Origin of the sequence: Sphingobium sp. HDIP04 (assembly GCF_000445085.1) — a bacterium.
Classification (GTDB): domain Bacteria; phylum Pseudomonadota; class Alphaproteobacteria; order Sphingomonadales; family Sphingomonadaceae; genus Sphingobium; species Sphingobium indicum.
This window is the reverse complement of sequence record NZ_ATDO01000059.1, coordinates 1-18,417: the sequence shown is the minus strand read 5'-3', so window position 1 is coordinate 18,417 and position 18,417 is coordinate 1. Positions and strand designations below refer to the sequence as shown.

Below are 18,417 nucleotides of genomic sequence, written 5' to 3'. Positions count from 1 at the left end.
CCATGCGACGAATCCATGTCTTCCTGCGCCGCCTGGTCCATGTCGCGGCGATATTGATCCTTTGCCTGGTCGGTTATGCCTATGTCGCCCGCCAGCCGCAGAATCTTCCCTGGACGCGCCTAGACCTCTCCCAGCCCGTCGGCCTCTTCACCGGGCGCAAGCTCACCATGCTGGCCGCCCGTCCAGCCGAATGCCGGGCCCTGCTGGATCGGGCGGGCGTCGCCTATGCGCGGATGAAGCCGGGCGGCGAGGGCCGTTGCGCCTATGCCGACGCCGTGCGGCTGGCGCCGGCCGAGGGCGCCATCGCGCTGGAGCCGGCGGCGGTGGCGCCATCCTGCCCGGTTGCGGCGGCGCTCAAGCTCTGGGAATGGCAGGTGGTCCAGCCCGCCGCCCAGCGCCATTTCGGCCGGGCGGTTCGGAAGGTCACGCATTTCGGCGCCTATAGCTGTCGCCGCCTCTATGGACGCAGTGCCGGGGATTTCAGCGAGCATGCCACCGCCGACGCCATCGACGTGGCGGGTTTCATCCTGACCGATGGCCGTCGGATCGGCGTCGCGGCGGACTGGAAGGGAGAGGGGAAGGAAGCGGATTTCCTGCATGAGGTCCGCGACGGCGCCTGCGCGCTGTTTTCGACGGTCCTGTCGCCCGATTACAATGCGGCCCATCGCGACCATCTGCACCTCGACCAGGCGGAGCGCGGCGCATGGGGCGGGCGCGCCTGCCGTTGAAGGCCTGGGGCCATCGACATTCAGCCCTAATCCAATATCGCCCTCGAACATGGGGCATGGAGGGTCTATGATCCCCACGCCTTTCAGGCAGGAGAGGACGCCATGCCGCAATTCGTGATCGAACGGGACATGCCGGGTGTCGGTGGATTATCGCCCGATCAGCTCAAGGACGCGTCGCAGGGATCCTGCAATGTCCTGCGCCAGCTTGGCCCGGACATTCAGTGGGTTCACAGCTATGTGACGGACGACAAGATTTACTGCGTCTATCGCGCGCCCAGCGAGGAACTGATCCGTCGGCACGCCGAAATGGCGGGGTTTCCGGCGAACAGCATCGCCCGGATATGCGCGACGATCGATCCGACGACGGCGGACTGATGCGTCGGGGAAGGGACGGGGCGGAGGTGAGGCGCGCCGCGCCCCTTCGCGGAAGCAGGCGACGGCGAAACGATCGCCGGGCCGAACCCTATTGTCGCAGCCTTTCGATCGCCTGCGCCAGCGCGACATAGAGCTTGCCCATGTCGGAGGAGAGGATCGCCACGCCCAGCGCATTGCCGTCGCGGGCCGACAGGATGATCCGCAGCATCGATTCAAAATCGTGGATATAACGGTTCACATGCTCCTGGAATTCAGGATCATTGTCGTAATGCAGGGCGATTTCGCGGGACTCGCCCGCGTCCAACAGCTTGACGGCGCGGCGGGTGAAGACGCCGCGGTCGCCCTTCAGATAGGCTGACCAGGCCGAATCCGTCACATCGTTGGACAGGATCTTCGAAACGTCGATGGCCGTGCTGTTGAGCGATTCGATGATCAGCGCGGACCGTCGCGCGAAATGGTCGCGGTCGCGGTCTTCGGCGGCGCGCTCGGCCTCCTCTATCCGCGCCTCCACGCTGGCGCTGGTGTCGGCGATGGTCAGCAGCTGGCGCGTCAGGCGGTCGGATGCCTGATGCGCGGCCTTCACCGCTTCCTCCGCCACCCTGGCGACCATTTCGATCTGGGCCGTGACCTTTTCGTCGATGGCGCGCTGCATTGCCTGCTCGCTGGCGTCGGCAAGCGCCTCCGCCGCTTCCGGAATGGCGCGGCTCAGCGCCTGGCGAGCGCGTTCGGCGGCCTGGTCGGCGGTGTCCTTCACCCGCAGCAGCGCGGTGACGAGCAGCGGACCGGCTCCCTCGGTGATGCGGGTGGCGTCCTGATGCGCATTGTCGAGCGCGGTGCGCAGCTTCTCCACCAGTTCGCGATTGGCGTCGACGCCGCTCTGCGTGCTTTCCAGCCATTCGGTCAGGCGTCGGCCCTGTCCGCGCAGCAGTTCCTCGGCCTCCTGGGTGCGGCCGAGCAGCGCTTCGGAGATCGCCTCCAGCCGTTCCATTTCCGGCGCCGCGCTGTCGAGCAGGGTGCGGCTGGTCTCGATCCGCCCGTTGAAGCGCTGGAGCGCGGCGGGGAAGGTTTCGTCGAGTTCGCGCACGCTGGAATCGAGCGCCATCATCAGCGTTTCCGCGCTGCCGATCAGCTTTTCGGCGGTCATGCCGCCAGCCCCCAGCGCGGCGTCGATGCGCTGCGTTTCGGCGGTCAGGCGCGACAGCGCTTCGGTCAGCCGCTCATTGCGGGCGAGGGCGGACTGTTCCATCGCGGCAAAGCGCGACTGGGCGGAATCGACCGCCTCGTCCAGGCTGCTTTGCAGGCCGGAGACAAGCGCCCGCTGGCCCTCGACCAGATCGTTGATCTGGTGCAGGCGGCTTTCGATCTCGCCCACATGGTCCGCGAGATGGGCGACGGTGTCATCCCCGATGGCGGCGATGCTGTCGCGCGACCGGGCTATCAGCGCCTCCAGCGCCTCCTCGTGGCGGGCGATGCTCTCGTCGCTCAGCCTGATGCCTTCATGGGTTTGCGCAATGGCCGCTTCCACCCGGCGGCGCAGTTCGGCCTCCACGGTCTCGGCGTCGCGCGCCAGTGTGGAAAGGGCGGATTGGCTGGTGGCGGCGATGCCGGCCTGCGCGCCCTCGATCAGCGCCTTGAGCGACGCGGCCTGCGCGGTCAGATTGGCATCGACCGCCGCCATGGTTTCCTGCGCCCGCCCATGGGTGGTTTCCAGGCGGTGCAGCACGTCGATCTCGACGCGGTTCAGTTCCTGCGTCAGCAGGGCGATGACCGACTGGGCGGTCTCCGCTATTTCCGCCTTTGTCCGGTCGGCGAGGCCGCTCAGCAGGATCGACTTCTGTTCGATGTCGAGCCGGCTCTCCTCCATCGCCTTGCGCGCGCTCTGGGTCGTCGCCTCGATCCGGCCCGAAGCGACATCGGCCATGCCGGTCACTTCCTGCGCGGCAGAGCGGGTGGCTTCCTGAAGTTCGGTGAGCTGGCTGGACAGGCTCTTGGTCGCGGAAAGCGTCCGGCTGCGGGCGTCGTCGGAAATCTCGCCCAGCGCATGCAGCCGCGCCTCCAGCATGTCGATGCGTTCCGCCAGCGCATGACCATTGTCCATGATCTGCGCGGACATGCGGGTTGCGCGATCCTCCAGTTCCGGGATGGCGGCGACCAGCGCCTCCATGCGCTGCACGAGCGCCAGCCCGGCGCGTTCGGCGGCCTCGGCGCGTTCGGCGGTGCTGTTGGCCCGGCTCGCGATCAGTTCGGCCGAAGCCTCCATATTGCTGCTGGCGGCGGCGCCATAGCTGTCGAGCAGTTCCGCCTGGTCCTGCATGCTCTGGCGCGCGGTTTCCAACTGGGCGGCGATTCGCGCGACCCGCAGTTCCAGCAGTTCGGCCTCCGTCCGGAGGGCGCGGGCGGTGTCGCGATAGCGGCGGGCTTCGCTCCGGCTGTTCCGCAAGAGCAGCAGGTAGCAGACGCCCAGCAGGATGAGCGGGACCAGGATGGTCGCAACCAGCCCCGGCCACGCCGCAGGCCCGGCGCGCCATTGCCCGGAGGACAGCGTCGCCCAGCCGGAAAAGCCGATCCAGCCAAGGCCGGCGGCGAGCAACGCCCAGGTCGCGGCGCGCATGCCATGGCCTTCGCTTTCCGCGGGCATGCCATCGTCCTCCAGGTCCAGGACGGCCTGTTTCAACAGCAGGGCGTCGTCCGCCCGCGCCGCGTCATCGGTCGCCGCGTCCTTGTCCCGCCAGAATTCGACGATTGTGCTGCCCCCGTTCATGCGGCCCATCCTAGCAGCTTTTGCGCGTACGAAAATGCCCTGTTACCAAAACTTAACGCAAGCCAGATAGCGTTGGCCCCATGTCCTATGATCCAGGCGCCCTGAATGCCGCTCTTGCCGCCGCTGTCGGCGACGACAGACCGCTGATAGAGGATCTGCGCGTCGCCTTCATCGAAAGCGCCGAACGGCAGGTCGATCTGCTGGGGCGGTCGCGCTGCGATGCGAACTGGCAGCTTGCCGCCTGGCGGCTGAAGGGGCTGGCGGCCAGTTTCGGCCTGACCGGCCTGATGGCGATGGCCGATGAAGCGGCCGACGCCGCGCCGGGCGACCCGCGCATATTGCGGCGGCTGCGCGCCGCGCTCGACGACCTTACGCAACGTTGACGCGTCAGGCTGCTTGCGCGATGCCCTCCGCCTTGTAAAGGTGGACTGAACAAGGATCGGGTCGGTTTCATCACGCATGACTTTTGCGGCTATTCTCAGCGCGAGCCGGGCTGGCGGCGATTCGGCCGGGTCGCTGCGCGCCAGCCTGCATTTCGCCGGGCAGACTCTGGTGGAATATCAGGCGCGGCAGGCGGTGCGCGCCGGGGCCGACCGGGTGATGATCCTGGTCAGCGTCATCACCCCGGCCCTGTCGCAGGCCGTGGACCGGCTGTCGGCCGACGGCATCGCCGTCGCGCTGGTCCGCGACATGGTGTCGATGGTGCGCGACGCCCCCCGCGAGGCCGACGCCCTGCTGGTCGCGGACGGCGCGATCATCGGACAGGCCTATTTCGAGGCGATGGCCGCCCATCAGGGCGATGCCCTGCTGGTGACGGACGACAGCCGGGCGAGCGCGCCGTTCGAACGGATCGACGCCGGGCAGCGCTGGGCGGGCCTCGTCCGGGTCAGTCCGGACCTGCTGTTCAACACGCTCGACATGATCGGCGACTGGGATCTGGCGCTGACGCTGGTGCGGGGCGCGGTGCAGGCCGGCGCGCGCCGGATCACCGTGCCGCAGGACGACCTGATGGAGGGCCGCGTCGCCCTGGTGGAGACGCAGGAGCAGGCCGATCTGGCGGCGCAGGCGGTGCTTGCCGGCGGACCGCGGCTGCGGTGCGTCCGGGGCGCGGCCGAACAATATCTGCTGGGCCCGGCGGCCCGGTTGATCAGTCCGGCGCTGATGCGCATGCAGGTTCCGGCATTGCAGGTGCGGATCGCCGCCATGGCGCTGGGCGCGATCGCGCTGGTGCCGATCGAACTGCTCTGGACCGGCACCGGCTTCTGCCTGCTGCTGCTGTCGCTGCTGCTGGCGGAAACGGCGGACAGGCTGGACGAAATGGCGTTGCGGCCGCTGCCCATGGGCTGGCTGGCCTTCGTCGCGCCGGCCTTCGCGCTAGGCGGGATCGCCTTGGCGGGGGGAGGGACGACGGCGACCTATCTCGCGCTGATGCTGGCGATCGTCCAGATGGCGGATCGCTGGCAAAAGGCCGGGCCGCTGCGGCCATGGATGATCTTCACGCCCGCCAGCGCGCTCATTCCGCTGCTGCTGGCTTCGGCGACCGGAGCGTTGGCGCCGATGTTCGACCTGGCGATGCTGTGCGCCATCGCGTCTGTGGGAACGATGATCCTGCTCCGCCGGAATTGAACGATTTTGCTCGTTACGGTTTAGTGCATTTTAACGACGTGCCACTATGCTGGCCGGCATGAGCGCCTATTCGTCCCTGATCGGACCGACCCGGGCGGACTGCTGGCCGATGGCGCAAGTCATGGCGGGCATGTCCGCCGTGCCCGTCGGCCATGCCATTGATCTGGCGTTTTTCTTTCCCGACGACGGACGGGAACGGCACGACGCGCTGGTGGCGGAGACCCGGCGCCATCTGGGCGGGTGCCTGACCGCGATGGAGATCGGATTGCGCCTGGCGCTGGAGGAAACGCCGGAAATCGCGGCGGCTCTGGCGCAATGGCCGCAACCCGTTTGCTGGCCGACGCTGCGCGCCCAGCCGACCCTGCTGGGACCGGCGCTGCTCGCCCATATGCAGATGCGGGGCGGGATCAGCCTGATGCTGCGCCAGTTCGGCGGGCCAGACGGCGGTTCGGGCGAATCGGAAGCGGACTCGCTGTTCCCCGCCGACGATCCCGCGCTGGGCGAGGCTCTTGCCGCGCTGATGCTGGCGGAGGGGCGCTGGCTGCTGACGGCGGCGGAGGATCAGCCGATGCAGCCCGATCTGCCTGCCGGTTTCTTCGCGGAGCTGTTGTGGACCGCGGCCGCCTGCCTGGCGGCCATCGTCCAGCGGAGCGGCCTGATCGAGGCGGAATCCGTGGTGCCGCTGGTCGAGGCCGCGGCGCAGCGCCAACTGGCCCGGCATGATGAGGCGACCGGGCCGATCGCCGCGGCGGACCGGCTGGTTGGCCGATTGGGCGATCGCGCCGATGCGCCCGAAATAATGGCGGCCGCCCTGCAGCACAGGCATTTCCTGCTGTTCGCCGCGCTCGCCGGGCGGCGGTTGCGGATGGAGAGCGCGCAGGTCGCCGACATCCTGGTCATGGGTCCGGTGGGGCAGGTTGCGGCGCTGTGCCGCGCGCTGGGAGGATCGGACAGCGATTACCGGCAATTATTGCTGGCGCTGCGGCCGGTGCGGCCCTCCTTGTCCGATGCGACCATCGTCGGAGAAGCCATGCGCTATCAGGAATTGAGCGTGGCGCAGGCCGATGCGGCGGTGGGCGCCCTGCGCGCGCCCGCCGCGCTGCGGGCCAAGTTGGATCATCTGCGGCGGATCGCCGGTTGATGAACATGCCGGCGCATCCCGCCATCATCCGGGCGACGGTCGCCGCGGACGGCCGGCTGCTGAGCGCGGATGCGCCCGTGCTCGCCTTGCAGCAGGAGGCAGGGGGAGACCTCGGCAGCGCGCTGGCGATCCCGCAACTGGCGGCGATGGCGCGGCTGGCGGCGCATCTGGGCATCGCCCTGTCCCGTCCGGTCGTCGCCGCGGCGGAGCGCGGCGACATCGACATGTGGGTGCGGGCCAAGCCGGAAGCCGAACGGGTGCAGCTTTCCATCATCGATTGGCATGAGCGGCAGGCAGTCGCGGCGCCGCTCGATCTGGCGCGGCGGGAAACAGACATCGCCGCCCTGTCCGACGGCTGGACATGGCAGATCGACACCCAGTTGCGCTTCCAGATGGTGCTGGAGGGGTTGGGCGGAGAGGGCGCCTTGCCGTCCGCACCGCCCCTGCCGGGCAGCCGCTTCACCAGCTTTTTCGAGCTTCGCGCCGATGCGGACGGCGACTTGGCGATCCTGCGCGGCTTTGCCCAGCGGCGCGCCTTTCGCGACCAGGTGGCCGGGTTGACCAGCGATCCGGCGCAGCGTTTCATCCTGTCGGGCTTTCCGATGTTCGACCTTGCGGGCCAGTTGGTGGGCTATCGCGGCAAGGCGCTGCCCGCGGACCGCGCCGTCGCCGCGCCGCTCGCCGCGCCGGAGCCGCTGCTATTCTACCCCGCCGAATTCGGGAAACGGCTCGACCGTTACCTGCGTCGGCCCCTGGGGCGGATCATCGCCAATGCCGATTCGATCGGCGCGCAACTGGAAGGGCCGCTGCGGCCGGATTATCTGGGCTATGCCGGCGACATTTCGGCGGCGGGGCGGCATCTGATGGCGCTGATCGACGATCTGGCGGACCTGCAGGCGATAGACCGGCCGGATTTCAGCGTGACTGCGGAAGAGATCGACCTGGCCGATGTCGGGCGGCGCGCTGCCGGGCTGTTCCTGGTCAAGGCGCGGGACCGGGGGATCGGCATCCTCGCGCCAGCGCTGGAGGAGGCGGAGCCCGCCATCGGGGAATTCCGCCGCGCCTTGCAGATACTGATGAACCTTGTGGGCAATGCCGTGCGTTATGCGCCCGAAGGGTCGACGGTGCGGATCGAAACGGGCCGGCTTGGCGGCCAGGCCTGGATCGCGGTGCTGGACCAGGGCGACGGCATAGCGGCCGACAGCCGGGAGCGCATCTTCGACAAGTTCGAACGGCTCGGCCGCGGCGACGCAGGCGGCAGCGGCCTTGGCCTCTATATTTCGCGGCGGCTGGCGCGCGCCATGGGCGGCGACATCCACATCGACGACGCGCCCGAAGGCGGCGCGCGCTTCACGCTGCTGCTTCCCGCTTTGCAGAACTGAGGCAAGGGACGGCGGGCATCACCCCCTTGCTTTCAAGCGCCCCCAATCTGAGCGCTTGCCGATAGCCCGATCCGCGCTATGTCCGTCCCCGATCATCAGGGCAGGAGACGGCATGGGCCGCATCGTCGGGAAAATCGTGAAAGGCCTGGGCGTCGCGCTGCTGTTCCTGACGGTCGCCCTCTGCCTGGCGGTGACCATCGTCCCGCCCTTTCTCGACCGCATCTATTATGAGGGGCCGGTCAGCCGCCATTATGACGGCGCGCGCTTCTTCAATCCCGACGGGGAAATCCGCTCTCCCGCGCCGCCGGGCAGCAACCCGCGCGGCTTCATCGCCCGCTGGCTGCTGGGCCAGGACGACCGGCCCTCCTGGCCCGACATGGTGGCGGTCAAGCCATCGCGCCCGCCTGCCTTCGCCGCGCCGCGGGGCATGGTCGCCACCTGGGTCGGGCATGCGACCGTGCTGGTGCAGGCGGCTGGCCTCAATATCCTCACCGATCCGATCTGGTCGGACCATGCCAGTCCCCTTCCGCCGCTGGGGCCGAAGCGGGTGGCGCAGCCGGGCGTGCGCTTCGACGACCTGCCGAAGATCGACCTTATCCTCGTCAGCCACAATCATTACGACCATATGGACATCCCCACGCTGAAAAGGCTCTGGGAACGGGACCGGCCGAAGATCGTCACCAGCCTGGGCAACGACGCGATACTGAAAGCGAACGGCATCCCGTCGACCGCGCTCGACTGGGGGCAATCGGTCAGCGGCGCAGCGCTGGGCGGCCTGGGCGACGACACGGTGATCCAGTGCGAAAATTACGAACATTGCCCGGATTATCGCGTCCATGTTCTGCGCAATCATCATTGGAGCAGCCGCTGGGGCGCGGACCGCAGCCGGGCGCTCTGGTCCAGCTTCTTCGTCAGCACGAGGGCGGGAAATATCTTCTTCGCGGGCGACACGGGCGCGGGCGACATGGCCTGGCCTCAAGAAGCGGCGCGGCTGGGGCCGATAAGGCTGGCGCTGATTCCCATCGGAGCCTTCCGTTTCTGGCCCGGCCAGATGCAGTCGGACGCGCATGTCGGACCGGAACAGGCGGTGCGGTTGTTCGGGAAGCTGGAGGCTTCCACCGCCATTCCAATTCATTGGGGGACGTTCCGCCTTTCCTATGAGAAATGGGACACGCCGCCCAGGATGCTGGAGCTTTATCTGCGCTGCGCGGGCATTGAACGGCGTCGCTTCGCGCCGCTCAGGGTCGGGCAGTCGATCCAGGTGCCCGGCTGGTCGCCGGTGCGGCGCGGAGAGCGGCGATGCGACCGGCGCGCGATCGCGGGACTGGAGTAGCTCGCCGCCGCCGGGATGGCCGCTGCCGGCCGTTTCGCGTCATTGGCCTCTTTCGGGCCAGTGGAAGGCCATGCCGCTTTCCCCCGATTGCGCGCCGTCCGCGTCGAAGCGGCGCTCCGCAATGACGCCTTGCCCCTGCGCGTCCACCGCGACGATGGTGCTGCATCGCGTGCCATAGACGGGATTTCGGATGAAGATGGGCGACACCATCGCCTCGGCCGGAACGTCGGAGGGCGCGTCGGGGGCGATGCCGGCATGGGGCAGGCTTTCCGCGCGGAGGGCGTCGAACAGCGTCAGCGGATCGTCGGCTCCCGCGACCAGCCAGTCGAGCAGGGCGGATTTCAGGGCCAGCGTCTTGGGCCAGGGCGCGTCGAGCGTGCCGTTGGAAAGGCCGTAAAGGCCGGGCGCAAGGTCGGTGCGCAACGGGGCGGGGCGGTTGGTCAGGAACTGCGCCCGATCCCCTTCGACCAGGATCAGGTTGAACGGATTGAAATCCGCCGGCGGAGCCGCTTCCCGGCCGCTCAGAAGGTCCGTAACCAGCGCGCCGCGAGAGGCGCGATCGGGATGGGGATCGCCATGGCCGCGCAGGTTGGTGACGATCGCGGCGCGCCCCTGTTCCGACACGCCCAGCCAGGTTCCGCCGGACAGCAGGTCGCGCCCCGCGATCAGATGGTCCGGATTCTCCCACCGGGCGAGCGGCGCCGCCGGGCGGGCGTGGAGTTCGTCGCGATTGCCGATCAGGATCAGCCGCCAGTGCGGGTGCGCGTCCCACGCCATCGCCATGATGCACATGCCTTTTCCTCCCGATTCAGCTGCGGCTTGATAAACGGTCCGCGCCTCTCCATATAGGCCCGTGCCGGGTTCGCCCGGCTATGGTGATAAATCGTGTCGTGCAATAGGCGCAGCGGACCCGGGGGCGGTACCCGGCGGCTCCACCACATATCCCCTTTCGCGAGGGGGTGTCTGACGGGGCCGAACTAGGATCGACGTGTGTTGAAAAGCGATATTTTCACCCGGCCTGAGTAAGCCGTAAAAAGGTTCAAAACTCACAAGTGCCAACGATAACGAGGCTCTTGCTCTTGCTGCGTAATTGATGGCCTCACGGCCGGACATTACTCAAAAAGAACGCGGTTGAACCCACCGGGCAACAGAAGGGAATTCAGCGGCCTCCGGAGGGGCCGGGCAACAGAACCCTCCGGACCCTTCTTCCCGAAAATCCATGTCCCCGACAGCCGCCTATCGCGGATCGTTCAGCCCTGCGCGCTCCTGGCGCGAATCGGAAGGGGCCGTAACCCCTTCATTCGATTACACTTTTATGACAGTTCGAAGTAAAAGTCATAAGACATTGAAAATAAAGTGATAAAAATCCTTTCCAGGGGTTTCCCGGACCCTTGTCGCCATGTCATCAAAGTGAAATACTGATGGCTATTGTAGAAGGTTTTTTCAGGAGAAACGGAATGGCGAAGGCGGCAGCGATTCTGGCCCTTGGGCTGGCGGCGATGGCGCCGGCCATGGCCTTCGCGGCGACGGAGGAGGTGGTCGTGGTCGGCGTGCCCGACGGCCGTCTCGCCGCCGGCGCGCTGGTCGCGGGGGATTACGGCCGCGCCGCCCGCCGCCTGGAAGCGGTCCGTCCCGATGCGGCGAACGATCCGGCCCGTCTCATCAACCTGGGCAATGCCTATGCCGGCATGGGCCGCATCGATGCTGCCCATGCGGCCTACAAGGCCGCCCGGTTCGCGCCGGACACCCCCCTGGTGACGGCGGACGGCAACGAGGCATCGTCGCGGGACATCGCCCGCCGCGCTCTCGGCCGGCTGAACGCGCAATACGCCATGCGCTGAAAAAAGGCGTCAGGCGGAAGCCCTGGGTGCAGGGAGAGGGGGCGTCGTCCGCTACCGGACGGCGCCCCTGCCGCGTTCGCCGTCACGCGAATGAAAGAATAGTCTTCAAACTGTCATCTCAAAGACGCCGTTTCGTCACGGAATCAAAATGAGCCTGTCATCTGACGAGCCTAGCTGCCGCCTCGGAGGGCGACAGGGGGCGTTGTCCGATTCTAGTTCCCCTTGGCGCTCCGCATTCCATCACATGCCGGCAAAGCCGGAAGCGGAGACGACATGGCCAAGTTCAACCGACTGCAAACCATCCTGATGGCAGGCTGCGCCTGCGCGGCGCTCGGCGCATGCGGCGCGGACGACATCGCTTCGCCCGGCGAAGGCACCATCGTGCTGCCCACCCCCACGCCCAGCCCCACGCCCACGCCGACTCCCACGCCGACGCCGACGGCGGTGACGCCGGCTTCGAGCTGCCCGACGATTGCGGGTTCCGACCAGTTGACCGACCTTGGCACCATCACCGACGGCAGCAACACCTGGCGGAACTGCGGCTTTCCCGCGCGGTTCAACAGCACCACCGCGATCGCCAAGGCCGCGGGCGTCATCTATTCCCTGCCGGGCCGCGTGGACGTCGGCACCGATCAGGGCGCCGCGAGCACCGGCACCAACGTCACCCTGTCGATCGACCCGGGCGTGGTGGTCTTCGCCAGCACCGGCAACGCCTATCTGGCGGTGAATCGCGGCAACAAGATCAATGCGGTGGGCACCGCGACAAGCCCCATCGTCTTCACCAGCCGCGAGAATGTGACCGGCGCCGCCAACGACCAGTCATCCGGGCAGTGGGGCGGCATCGTGCTGCTCGGCCGGGCGAAGATCACCGATTGCGACGCGCCGGCCGCCGCGCCGGGCACCACCGCCTGCACGCGCGACACCGAAGGCGCCAGCAACGCCATTTACGGCGGCGCGGACGATGCCGACAGTTCCGGCCGGTTGAGCTATGTCCAGATCCGCTATTCGGGTTTCGTGCTGTCGAACGGCAAGGAGCTGCAGGGCCTGACTCCCTCGGGCGTGGGCACCGGCACGCAGATCGACCATATCCAGGTCCATAACAGCTCGGACGACGGCATCGAGGTGTTCGGCGGTTCGACGCACATGAAATATCTGGTGCTGACCGGCAATGAGGACGACAATCTGGATACCGACGTGGGCTTCCGCGGCACGGCCCAGTTCATCATCTCCGTCCAGCGCGCCAACGCCAACATCGGCGACACCTTCACCGAGACGGACTCCAATGGTTCGACCACGAACAGCAATGCCAGCGAGGACGCGCTGCCCCGCCAATATCTGAAGGTGGCGAACTTCACCCATATCCAGCGGTCGAACACCGGCGATGACGGCGCGACCATGATGCTGCGCGGCGGCGCCGACCTTGCCATGGTGAACGGCATCATCGTCAGCCCTGACCAGAGCTGCCTGCGCATCAACAGCGCGTCGACCGTGCGCGATGCCGACCCGGCGCTGCAGGACGCGGGCAAGCCGCGCTACCTGTCGGTGGTCATGCAGTGCAACGCCACCCCGTTCAAGGGCACCGGCGGCGCTGACGTGGCGCTGGTCCAGTCGATCTTCACGACCGACCCGAACAGCACGTTCACCTACACGCCGTCGCTGACCAGCCTGTTCGTCAACGGCGCGACCGAAACCGCCCGCACCGCGATCGACCCCAAGACGGTCGACAGCGCCTTCACCACCACCAACTATGTCGGCGCGGTGAAGGACAGCAACGACAGTTGGTATGCCGGCTGGACCTGCAACTCGGTCACGGCGAGCTTCGGCAGCAGCAGCAAGAACTGCACGGCCATCCCGACCACCTGATCGGTTCCTGACCTCAACAGGGGCGGGGAAGCGTGCATCCGGCGCTTCCCCGCCTTCTTTGCACTGAATTTCTTTTGGGGGACATTTTCATGTCACAGCCGCTGAACATGGCGCGCCTGCTCCTGATTTCCACCGCGCTGGTCGCGCCTGCGGCCATGGCCCAGAACGCCGCGCCCACGCCGCCCGTCACCTCCGGCACCCCGACGCAATCGGAGGAAGCCGACGCCCAGGCCGGGCGGGTCGACGTGTCCATCCCCGGTTCCGACATCATCGTCACCGGCCGCCGCAACAGCAATGTGTCCCAGGCCGCGCCGCAGGTGGTGAACGTGTTGTCCGCCGCCGACATCAAGCGCACGGGCGAGGGCGACATCGCCGGTTCGCTCCAGCGCGTGACCGGCCTTTCGGTCGTGTCCGGCGGCTATGTCTATGTGCGCGGCCTTGGCGACCGCTATTCGCTGGCCTTGCTGAACGGTTCGCCGCTGCCCAGCCCCGAACCGTTGAAGCGCGTCGTGCCGCTCGACATCTTCCCGACCAGCGTGATCGCCTCGACGCTGGTGCAGAAAAGCTATTCGGCCAATTTCCCCGGCGAATTCGGCGGCGGCGTGATCAACCTCACGACCAAGGCGATTCCGGCGGAAAGCTATCTGGAACTGAGCGTCGGCAGCTCGGCCAATACGGAGACGTCCGGCCAGCTCGGCTACACCTATTATGGCAGCAAGTCGGACTGGACGGGTTTCGACGACGGTTCGCGCGACGTCCCGCCGCTGCTGGCGCAGGCGTTCAAGGGCGGCGTTCCCTTCTCCAACATTCCGCGGGGCGGCCTGCAGGCGATCTCGATGCAGTTCCTGAACGCCAAGACTTCGGTGCTGCAGCGGACCAACAGCCTGCCGTTCAACTTTTCCGGATCGCTGAACGGCGGCACCGCCTTCGACGTTGGGAGCGACGGGCGCCTGGGGCTGTTGCTGACCGCGTCCTACAGCAACAAATGGCGCACGCGCGCATCGCTCCAGCAGGCGTCGACCGACCTCAGCCAGGCGCCGGGCAAGACGGGGACGCAGGTCAGCACGGACAATGAGGTCACCGTCAACGCGCTGTTCGGGGCCGGGCTGGAACTGGGGGAGCAGAAGATCCGCTGGACCAACGTCTTCATCCGCGACACGCTGAAGCGCGGCGCCCTGTCGCTCGGCCGGAACAATGGCGAGATCGAGGGCGCGGACTATATGAAGCAGAACACCGCCTGGTACGAACGGCAGTTGATAGACACGCAACTGGTGGGCGAGTTCAGGCTGGCCGACGCGCTCAGCCTGGATCTGCGCGGCGGCTACGCCAATTCTCAGCGCGAGGCGCCCTATGAGCGCGAGTTCGAATATGTGCGCACCAATCGCGACCTTGCCGCCGATCCGGTGGGGGATCGCTTCATCAACGCGCTCAACCGCCAGCGCGGCGACGCGTCGATCACCTTCAGCGACCTGAACGAGGATCTGTGGTCGGCGGGCGCCGACCTCAGCTACAAATTCTCGCCCGCCCTGACGCTGACGACAGGCTATGCGTTCAGCGACACGAAGCGCACGTCGTCGCGCTATGAACTGCATTTCGATGCGACCAACCTGCCGATCGACGCGCAGCAGATGCGGCCCGACTATCTGTTGTCGGATGCCGCCATCCAGCTTTACGACATGACGCTGCTGGACTTTTCCGGCAACTATCCGGTCTATGACGCCGCGCTGCGCGTCCATGCGGGCTATGGTCAGGTGAAGGCGGAACTGGCGCCGGGCCTGACCATCGATGCGGGCGTGCGCCATGAAAAGGGCCGGCAGTCGGTCACGGGCGTCGATGTCTACAATACCGGGCTGACCCCGGTTAACAGGATCGACGAAAGCTATTGGCTGCCGGCCGCGACGCTGACGTTCGAGGCGTTCAAGGGGCTTCAGTTCCGCATCAGCGGGTCGAAGACCATCGCCCGCCCGCAGTTCCGCGAACTGATCGCGCAGCCCTATATCGACACGGAATCCAACCGCTTCTACCGCGGCAACCCGTTCCTGCAGGACAGCGAATTGTGGAATGCGGAAGCGCGGGCCGAATGGTATATGGGCCGCGACGAACGGCTGACGCTGGCGGGTTTCTGGAAGAAGATCGACAATCCGATCGAAACCTACACCACCATCAACGACAAATATGACGTGACGACCAGCTTCGCCAACGCGCCGGAAGCGACGCTCTACGGCGCGGAGGTCGAGGCGCAGAAATATCTGCCGCTCGACAGCCTGTCCGACGCGGCCTTCTTCCAGAGCCGGCGCCTGGTGCTGATCGGCAACTACACCTATACCAGGTCGAAGCTGAAGGTCGGCGAAGGCGACACGACCGTCCCCTACAGCTATACCGCCGGGCCGCTGCCCGCGGCGTCGGACTATTTCCAGGACGGCGTGCCGCTGACCGGCCAGTCCGACCATCTGGTGAACGTCCAGGTCGGGCTGGAAGATACCGACAAGCTGTCGCAGCAGACCCTGCTGCTCACCTACGCCAGTCCCCGCGTGACCAGCCGTGGCCCGAACCTTCAGCCCGACATCAGGGAAAAGCCGGGCCTGACGCTGGACTTCGTGGCGCGCCAGGCGGTGAAGCTGCCGGGCGGCATCAACAGCGAGTTCAAGTTCGAGGCGCGCAACATCACCGGCCGGAAATTTCAGGAGTTTCAGCAATTGGACGGCGCCAAGCTGTTCTACAACCGATACAAGATCGGCACGACCCTGGCCGCGTCGCTGACCGTCGCCTTCTGAACCTGCCGGCCGCCGCCTTCTCCTGGAGCGGGTTTCGATCTGGTTGAATCAGATGGCCGCTCTGGATTTTTGTTTTCCGCGATTTCTTAACCAGCGATCAGTTCCGATCGCTTGGAAATCGCTCCAAGGGCGCGCCGTGCCCCTGCGCAGGCAGGAGCACGGCGCGCCTGATGGCGCCAACGGTCATTCGCGCCCCACGCCCGATCACGCCCAGGGCCGCTCGCGATACCATTTGGTGATGACATGCTTGACCCCGCCGCGCACCTTCATGCCGTGGTGGATGCTGGCGGGATTACAGGCGCCCGGCCCCAGCCGGTTGTTCCATGCCAGCAGCTTGCCGGTTTCGGGCTGCACCGTCTTGCCGATCTCGACGAAGCGGGTCGCGCCGCCCGCCGCCGGTTCGTTCAGGTAGACCATCAGCGTCCAGGTGCGGTTGCCGGAAACCGCGCAGAAGCGTTCGAAATCGATGCCCCCGGGTTCGAAATAGTCGGTATGCGCCTTGAATTCCTGGCCGAGCGCATAGCGCTGCCCCTGAATGGGCTCGCCATGGGCGGGGTCGATGCCGACAAAGGCGGCGAGCTTCGCGTCGATCCCCGCGACGAACGGGTCGGAAGCATCCAGGTCGCATGTCTCGCTGGTGCGGAAATATCCGTCGCCATTCGCGTCCGCGATGGTGGAGGGGCGGCGGTGGGCGTCGATCCGTTCGACCAGGCCGGCGCATTCCTCCGCCGAGAGGAAATGGCGCTGGATGAACAGGGTAAGGTCGCGGCTGGGCACGCGCTGGACGCGGGGGTGGGACGCGATCCAGGCGGGATCGGCGTCGGCGGCGAAGGAGGGAAGGCTGTCTGCCATCGGCGGGTCCAGGAAGCGGAAATCAGGCCTTTTGCTATCGCTGGCCGCGCGAAATGCAAGCGCCGTCGCTTCGGTCGTTGCGATTGTCATCAAAGCGTCACAATAGTGTCATCCGGTGGTAAAACCGATTTTATAGCAGGCGCCGATATCGAGGGGGATGAACGACGCGCATGCGTGTGGCTTTCAGCGAGAATATCCGGAACATGGGCGGGCGGCTGCGGCCCGTCGACTGGCTGGCGGCGGTCGAGAAGCTGTTTCTGGGCGTGCTGGCGCTGCTGTGCGCGGCGCTGGTCTGGGCGGTGCTGACGCCCGTCGGCAGTTTCGGCCCCTGGGAAGGGCGGCAGGCCCGCTTCCTCTCCGTCGCGGAGCGGCAGGCCCTGTTTTCCCGCTTCGACCCCTTTTATCGCGGTGGCCCCCAACAGGCGGGCGGGGGCGTCGTGACCTCCCTGGCGCTGACGGTCTACGGCATCCGGCTGAACGAAGGGTCGGGACTGGGTTCCGCCATCGTGGCGGGGCCGGACGGGGTGCAGAACAGCTTTGCCGTGGGGGAGGAGATCATGCCCGGCGTGGTGCTGAAGGCGGTCGCCTTCGACCATATCACCATCGACCGGGGCGGGGCGGAGGAGCAGGTTTTCCTCGACCAGTCGCAGCCCGCGCCCGTCGCCGCGCCGGAGGGTTCGCTTCCGCCGCCGCCGGTGGCGGGGATGGACAATCCTAGCGCCGACACGCTGAAGCGCGACGTCGGCTTCACCCCCCGGATGCAGAACGGGCGCGTCACCGGCCTGATCCTGACGGCCAGGGGACCGGGCTTCCAGCAGGCCGGCTTCCAGCCCGGCGACGTCATCACCCAGGTCGATGGCCAGCCCATAGGATCGCTGAGCGATCTTCAGGCGCTGCAGGGCAGGATCATGCCCGGCGCGCGCATTTCCCTGATGGTGGAACGCGGCGCGGCCACATCCTCCGTCAATCTGACACTGCAAGGCCAATGACCAGAAAACCGCTTCTTTCCGCCGCCATGGCCCTCGCGCTGGCGGCTCCCATCGCATCGCCGGTCATGGCGCAGCAGACGCTGAACGTGCGCGACGCCGACATCCGCGCCTTCATCCAGGACGCGGCGCGGGTGACGGGGCGGACCTTCATCATCGACAACCGCGTGTCGGGGAAGGTTTCCGTCGTGACCGACCGGCCCCTGTCGCGGTCCGAATATTTCGAGATTTTCCTGTCGACCCTGCGGGCGAACGGACTGGTGGCGGTGCCGGCGCCGGGCGGCGCCTATCGCATCCAGCCGGCGGACGGCGCGGCGGGCCAGCCCAGCGCCGTGGGCCGGGCGGCCAATCGCAACCAGTTCGTGACGGAGGTGTTCCGCCTGCGCTCCATCGACGCGGCGAGCGCGCTGGAAACGCTGCGGCCGCTGGTCAGCAAGGATGGTTCGGTGACGGCGAACCGGGCGGGCAACAGCGTGGTCGTGGCCGACTATGCCGACAATATCGGGCGCATCCGGCAGGTGATCGCGCGGATCGACCGGGATACGGCCTCGACCACCACGGTCGTGCTGAAAAATGCCGGGGCGCGGGAGATCGCGACGTCCCTGCAGGCGCTGGTGACGACGGGCGGGGAAGGGGCGGCGAAGCCCGCGACCGTCGTGCCGATCGACAGCAGCAACGCCGTCGCGATCCGGGGCGATGCCGGGACGGTGGCGCGGCTGGCGCAGATGGCGCGCGACCTGGACCGGCAGGCGGCC

The 18,417-nt window shown here is 67.2% G+C and carries 15 protein-coding genes and 1 other RNA gene; 13 read left to right on the top strand and 3 right to left on the bottom strand.

The window, feature by feature from the left end; translation table 11 throughout:
* Positions 1-2 precede the first annotated feature (2 nt).
* A complete protein-coding gene (locus tag L286_RS30045; protein ID WP_020821065.1) occupies positions 3-728 on the top strand; it encodes an extensin-like domain-containing protein in 726 nt (241 codons plus the stop codon).
* Positions 729-830: 102 nt separating this feature from the next.
* A complete protein-coding gene (locus L286_RS30040) occupies positions 831-1,103 on the top strand; it encodes a DUF4242 domain-containing protein (RefSeq protein WP_007688441.1) in 273 nt (90 codons plus the stop codon).
* A gap of 88 nt (positions 1,104-1,191) precedes the next feature.
* Here the strand turns inward: L286_RS30040 and L286_RS30035 are convergent, their stop codons facing one another.
* On the bottom strand, positions 1,192-3,864 hold the full coding sequence (locus tag L286_RS30035) for a hypothetical protein (RefSeq protein WP_025160705.1): 2,673 nt from the start codon (positions 3,862-3,864) through the stop codon (positions 1,192-1,194).
* A gap of 80 nt (positions 3,865-3,944) precedes the next feature.
* Here L286_RS30035 and L286_RS30030 point away from each other — a divergent pair, with 80 nt between their 5' ends.
* The 5 genes from L286_RS30030 (at position 3,945) to L286_RS30010 (ending at position 9,346) form a co-directional block, all read left to right on the top strand.
* Positions 3,945-4,247 (top strand): hypothetical protein, encoded by a 303-nt coding sequence (locus tag L286_RS30030; RefSeq protein WP_007688437.1) that lies wholly within the window; start codon positions 3,945-3,947, stop codon positions 4,245-4,247.
* 76 nt (positions 4,248-4,323) lie between these two features.
* The gene (locus L286_RS30025) at positions 4,324-5,490 is read left to right on the top strand and encodes a hypothetical protein (RefSeq protein WP_020821067.1); all 1,167 of its coding nucleotides are present in this window, start codon (positions 4,324-4,326) and stop codon (positions 5,488-5,490) included.
* 46 nt (positions 5,491-5,536) lie between these two features.
* Positions 5,537-6,631 (top strand): DUF2336 domain-containing protein, encoded by a 1,095-nt coding sequence (locus L286_RS30020; protein ID WP_020821068.1) that lies wholly within the window; start codon positions 5,537-5,539, stop codon positions 6,629-6,631.
* Positions 6,631-8,013, top strand: a complete 1,383-nt coding sequence (locus L286_RS30015; RefSeq protein ID WP_020821069.1) for a sensor histidine kinase — start codon at positions 6,631-6,633, stop codon at positions 8,011-8,013. Before L286_RS30020 ends, L286_RS30015 begins: the two co-directional genes overlap by 1 nt.
* Before the next feature lie 112 nt (positions 8,014-8,125).
* The gene (locus tag L286_RS30010) at positions 8,126-9,346 is read left to right on the top strand and encodes an MBL fold metallo-hydrolase (RefSeq protein ID WP_020821070.1); all 1,221 of its coding nucleotides are present in this window, start codon (positions 8,126-8,128) and stop codon (positions 9,344-9,346) included.
* A gap of 39 nt (positions 9,347-9,385) precedes the next feature.
* On the opposite strand, the gene L286_RS30005 is transcribed toward L286_RS30010, so the two are convergent.
* Positions 9,386-10,138, bottom strand: coding sequence for an NRDE family protein (locus L286_RS30005; protein ID WP_020821071.1), 753 nt, complete (start codon positions 10,136-10,138; stop codon positions 9,386-9,388).
* 23 nt (positions 10,139-10,161) lie between these two features.
* Here L286_RS30005 and ssrA point away from each other — a divergent pair.
* From ssrA to L286_RS29990, 4 genes are all read left to right on the top strand, one after another.
* Positions 10,162-10,508: a transfer-messenger RNA gene (gene ssrA / locus L286_RS47835) on the top strand.
* Between the two features lie 295 nt (positions 10,509-10,803).
* Positions 10,804-11,187 carry a hypothetical protein gene (locus tag L286_RS30000; RefSeq protein ID WP_007688431.1) on the top strand — a complete coding sequence of 128 codons (384 nt, stop codon included), beginning with the start codon at positions 10,804-10,806 and terminating at the stop codon, positions 11,185-11,187.
* A 273-nt stretch (positions 11,188-11,460) separates the two neighbouring features.
* Positions 11,461-13,050, top strand: coding sequence for a hypothetical protein (locus L286_RS29995; RefSeq protein WP_007688430.1), 1,590 nt, complete (start codon positions 11,461-11,463; stop codon positions 13,048-13,050).
* An 89-nt stretch (positions 13,051-13,139) separates the two neighbouring features.
* The gene (locus L286_RS29990) at positions 13,140-15,824 is read left to right on the top strand and encodes a TonB-dependent receptor domain-containing protein (protein ID WP_031293157.1); all 2,685 of its coding nucleotides are present in this window, start codon (positions 13,140-13,142) and stop codon (positions 15,822-15,824) included.
* Positions 15,825-16,028: 204 nt separating this feature from the next.
* Here the strand turns inward: L286_RS29990 and L286_RS29985 are convergent, their stop codons facing one another.
* Positions 16,029-16,766, bottom strand: a complete 738-nt coding sequence (locus tag L286_RS29985) for a prolyl hydroxylase family protein (RefSeq protein WP_020821073.1) — start codon at positions 16,764-16,766, stop codon at positions 16,029-16,031.
* Between the two features lie 80 nt (positions 16,767-16,846).
* On the opposite strand from L286_RS29985, the gene L286_RS29980 reads away from it, so the two are divergent.
* Both L286_RS29980 and L286_RS29975 read left to right on the top strand, forming a co-directional pair.
* Positions 16,847-17,665, top strand: a complete 819-nt coding sequence (locus tag L286_RS29980; RefSeq protein ID WP_020821074.1) for a type II secretion system protein N — start codon at positions 16,847-16,849, stop codon at positions 17,663-17,665.
* Positions 17,662-18,417 (top strand): secretin N-terminal domain-containing protein (locus L286_RS29975; protein ID WP_031293156.1); only part of this gene is annotated, 756 nt, incomplete at its 3' end. The genes L286_RS29980 and L286_RS29975, both read left to right, overlap by 4 nt.

Coding starts and splice junctions, on each gene's coding strand:
- L286_RS30045 (WP_020821065.1), top strand. CDS start 3: ATGCGACGAATCCATGTCTTCCTGCGCCGCCTGGTCCATGTCGCGGCG.
- L286_RS30040 (WP_007688441.1), top strand. CDS start 831: ATGCCGCAATTCGTGATCGAACGGGACATGCCGGGTGTCGGTGGATTA.
- L286_RS30035 (WP_025160705.1), bottom strand. CDS start 3,864: ATGAACGGGGGCAGCACAATCGTCGAATTCTGGCGGGACAAGGACGCG.
- L286_RS30030 (WP_007688437.1), top strand. CDS start 3,945: ATGTCCTATGATCCAGGCGCCCTGAATGCCGCTCTTGCCGCCGCTGTC.
- L286_RS30025 (WP_020821067.1), top strand. CDS start 4,324: ATGACTTTTGCGGCTATTCTCAGCGCGAGCCGGGCTGGCGGCGATTCG.
- L286_RS30020 (WP_020821068.1), top strand. CDS start 5,537: ATGCTGGCCGGCATGAGCGCCTATTCGTCCCTGATCGGACCGACCCGG.
- L286_RS30015 (WP_020821069.1), top strand. CDS start 6,631: ATGAACATGCCGGCGCATCCCGCCATCATCCGGGCGACGGTCGCCGCG.
- L286_RS30010 (WP_020821070.1), top strand. CDS start 8,126: ATGGGCCGCATCGTCGGGAAAATCGTGAAAGGCCTGGGCGTCGCGCTG.
- L286_RS30005 (WP_020821071.1), bottom strand. CDS start 10,138: ATGTGCATCATGGCGATGGCGTGGGACGCGCACCCGCACTGGCGGCTG.
- L286_RS30000 (WP_007688431.1), top strand. CDS start 10,804: ATGGCGAAGGCGGCAGCGATTCTGGCCCTTGGGCTGGCGGCGATGGCG.
- L286_RS29995 (WP_007688430.1), top strand. CDS start 11,461: ATGGCCAAGTTCAACCGACTGCAAACCATCCTGATGGCAGGCTGCGCC.
- L286_RS29990 (WP_031293157.1), top strand. CDS start 13,140: ATGTCACAGCCGCTGAACATGGCGCGCCTGCTCCTGATTTCCACCGCG.
- L286_RS29985 (WP_020821073.1), bottom strand. CDS start 16,766: ATGACAATCGCAACGACCGAAGCGACGGCGCTTGCATTTCGCGCGGCC.
- L286_RS29980 (WP_020821074.1), top strand. CDS start 16,847: ATGCGTGTGGCTTTCAGCGAGAATATCCGGAACATGGGCGGGCGGCTG.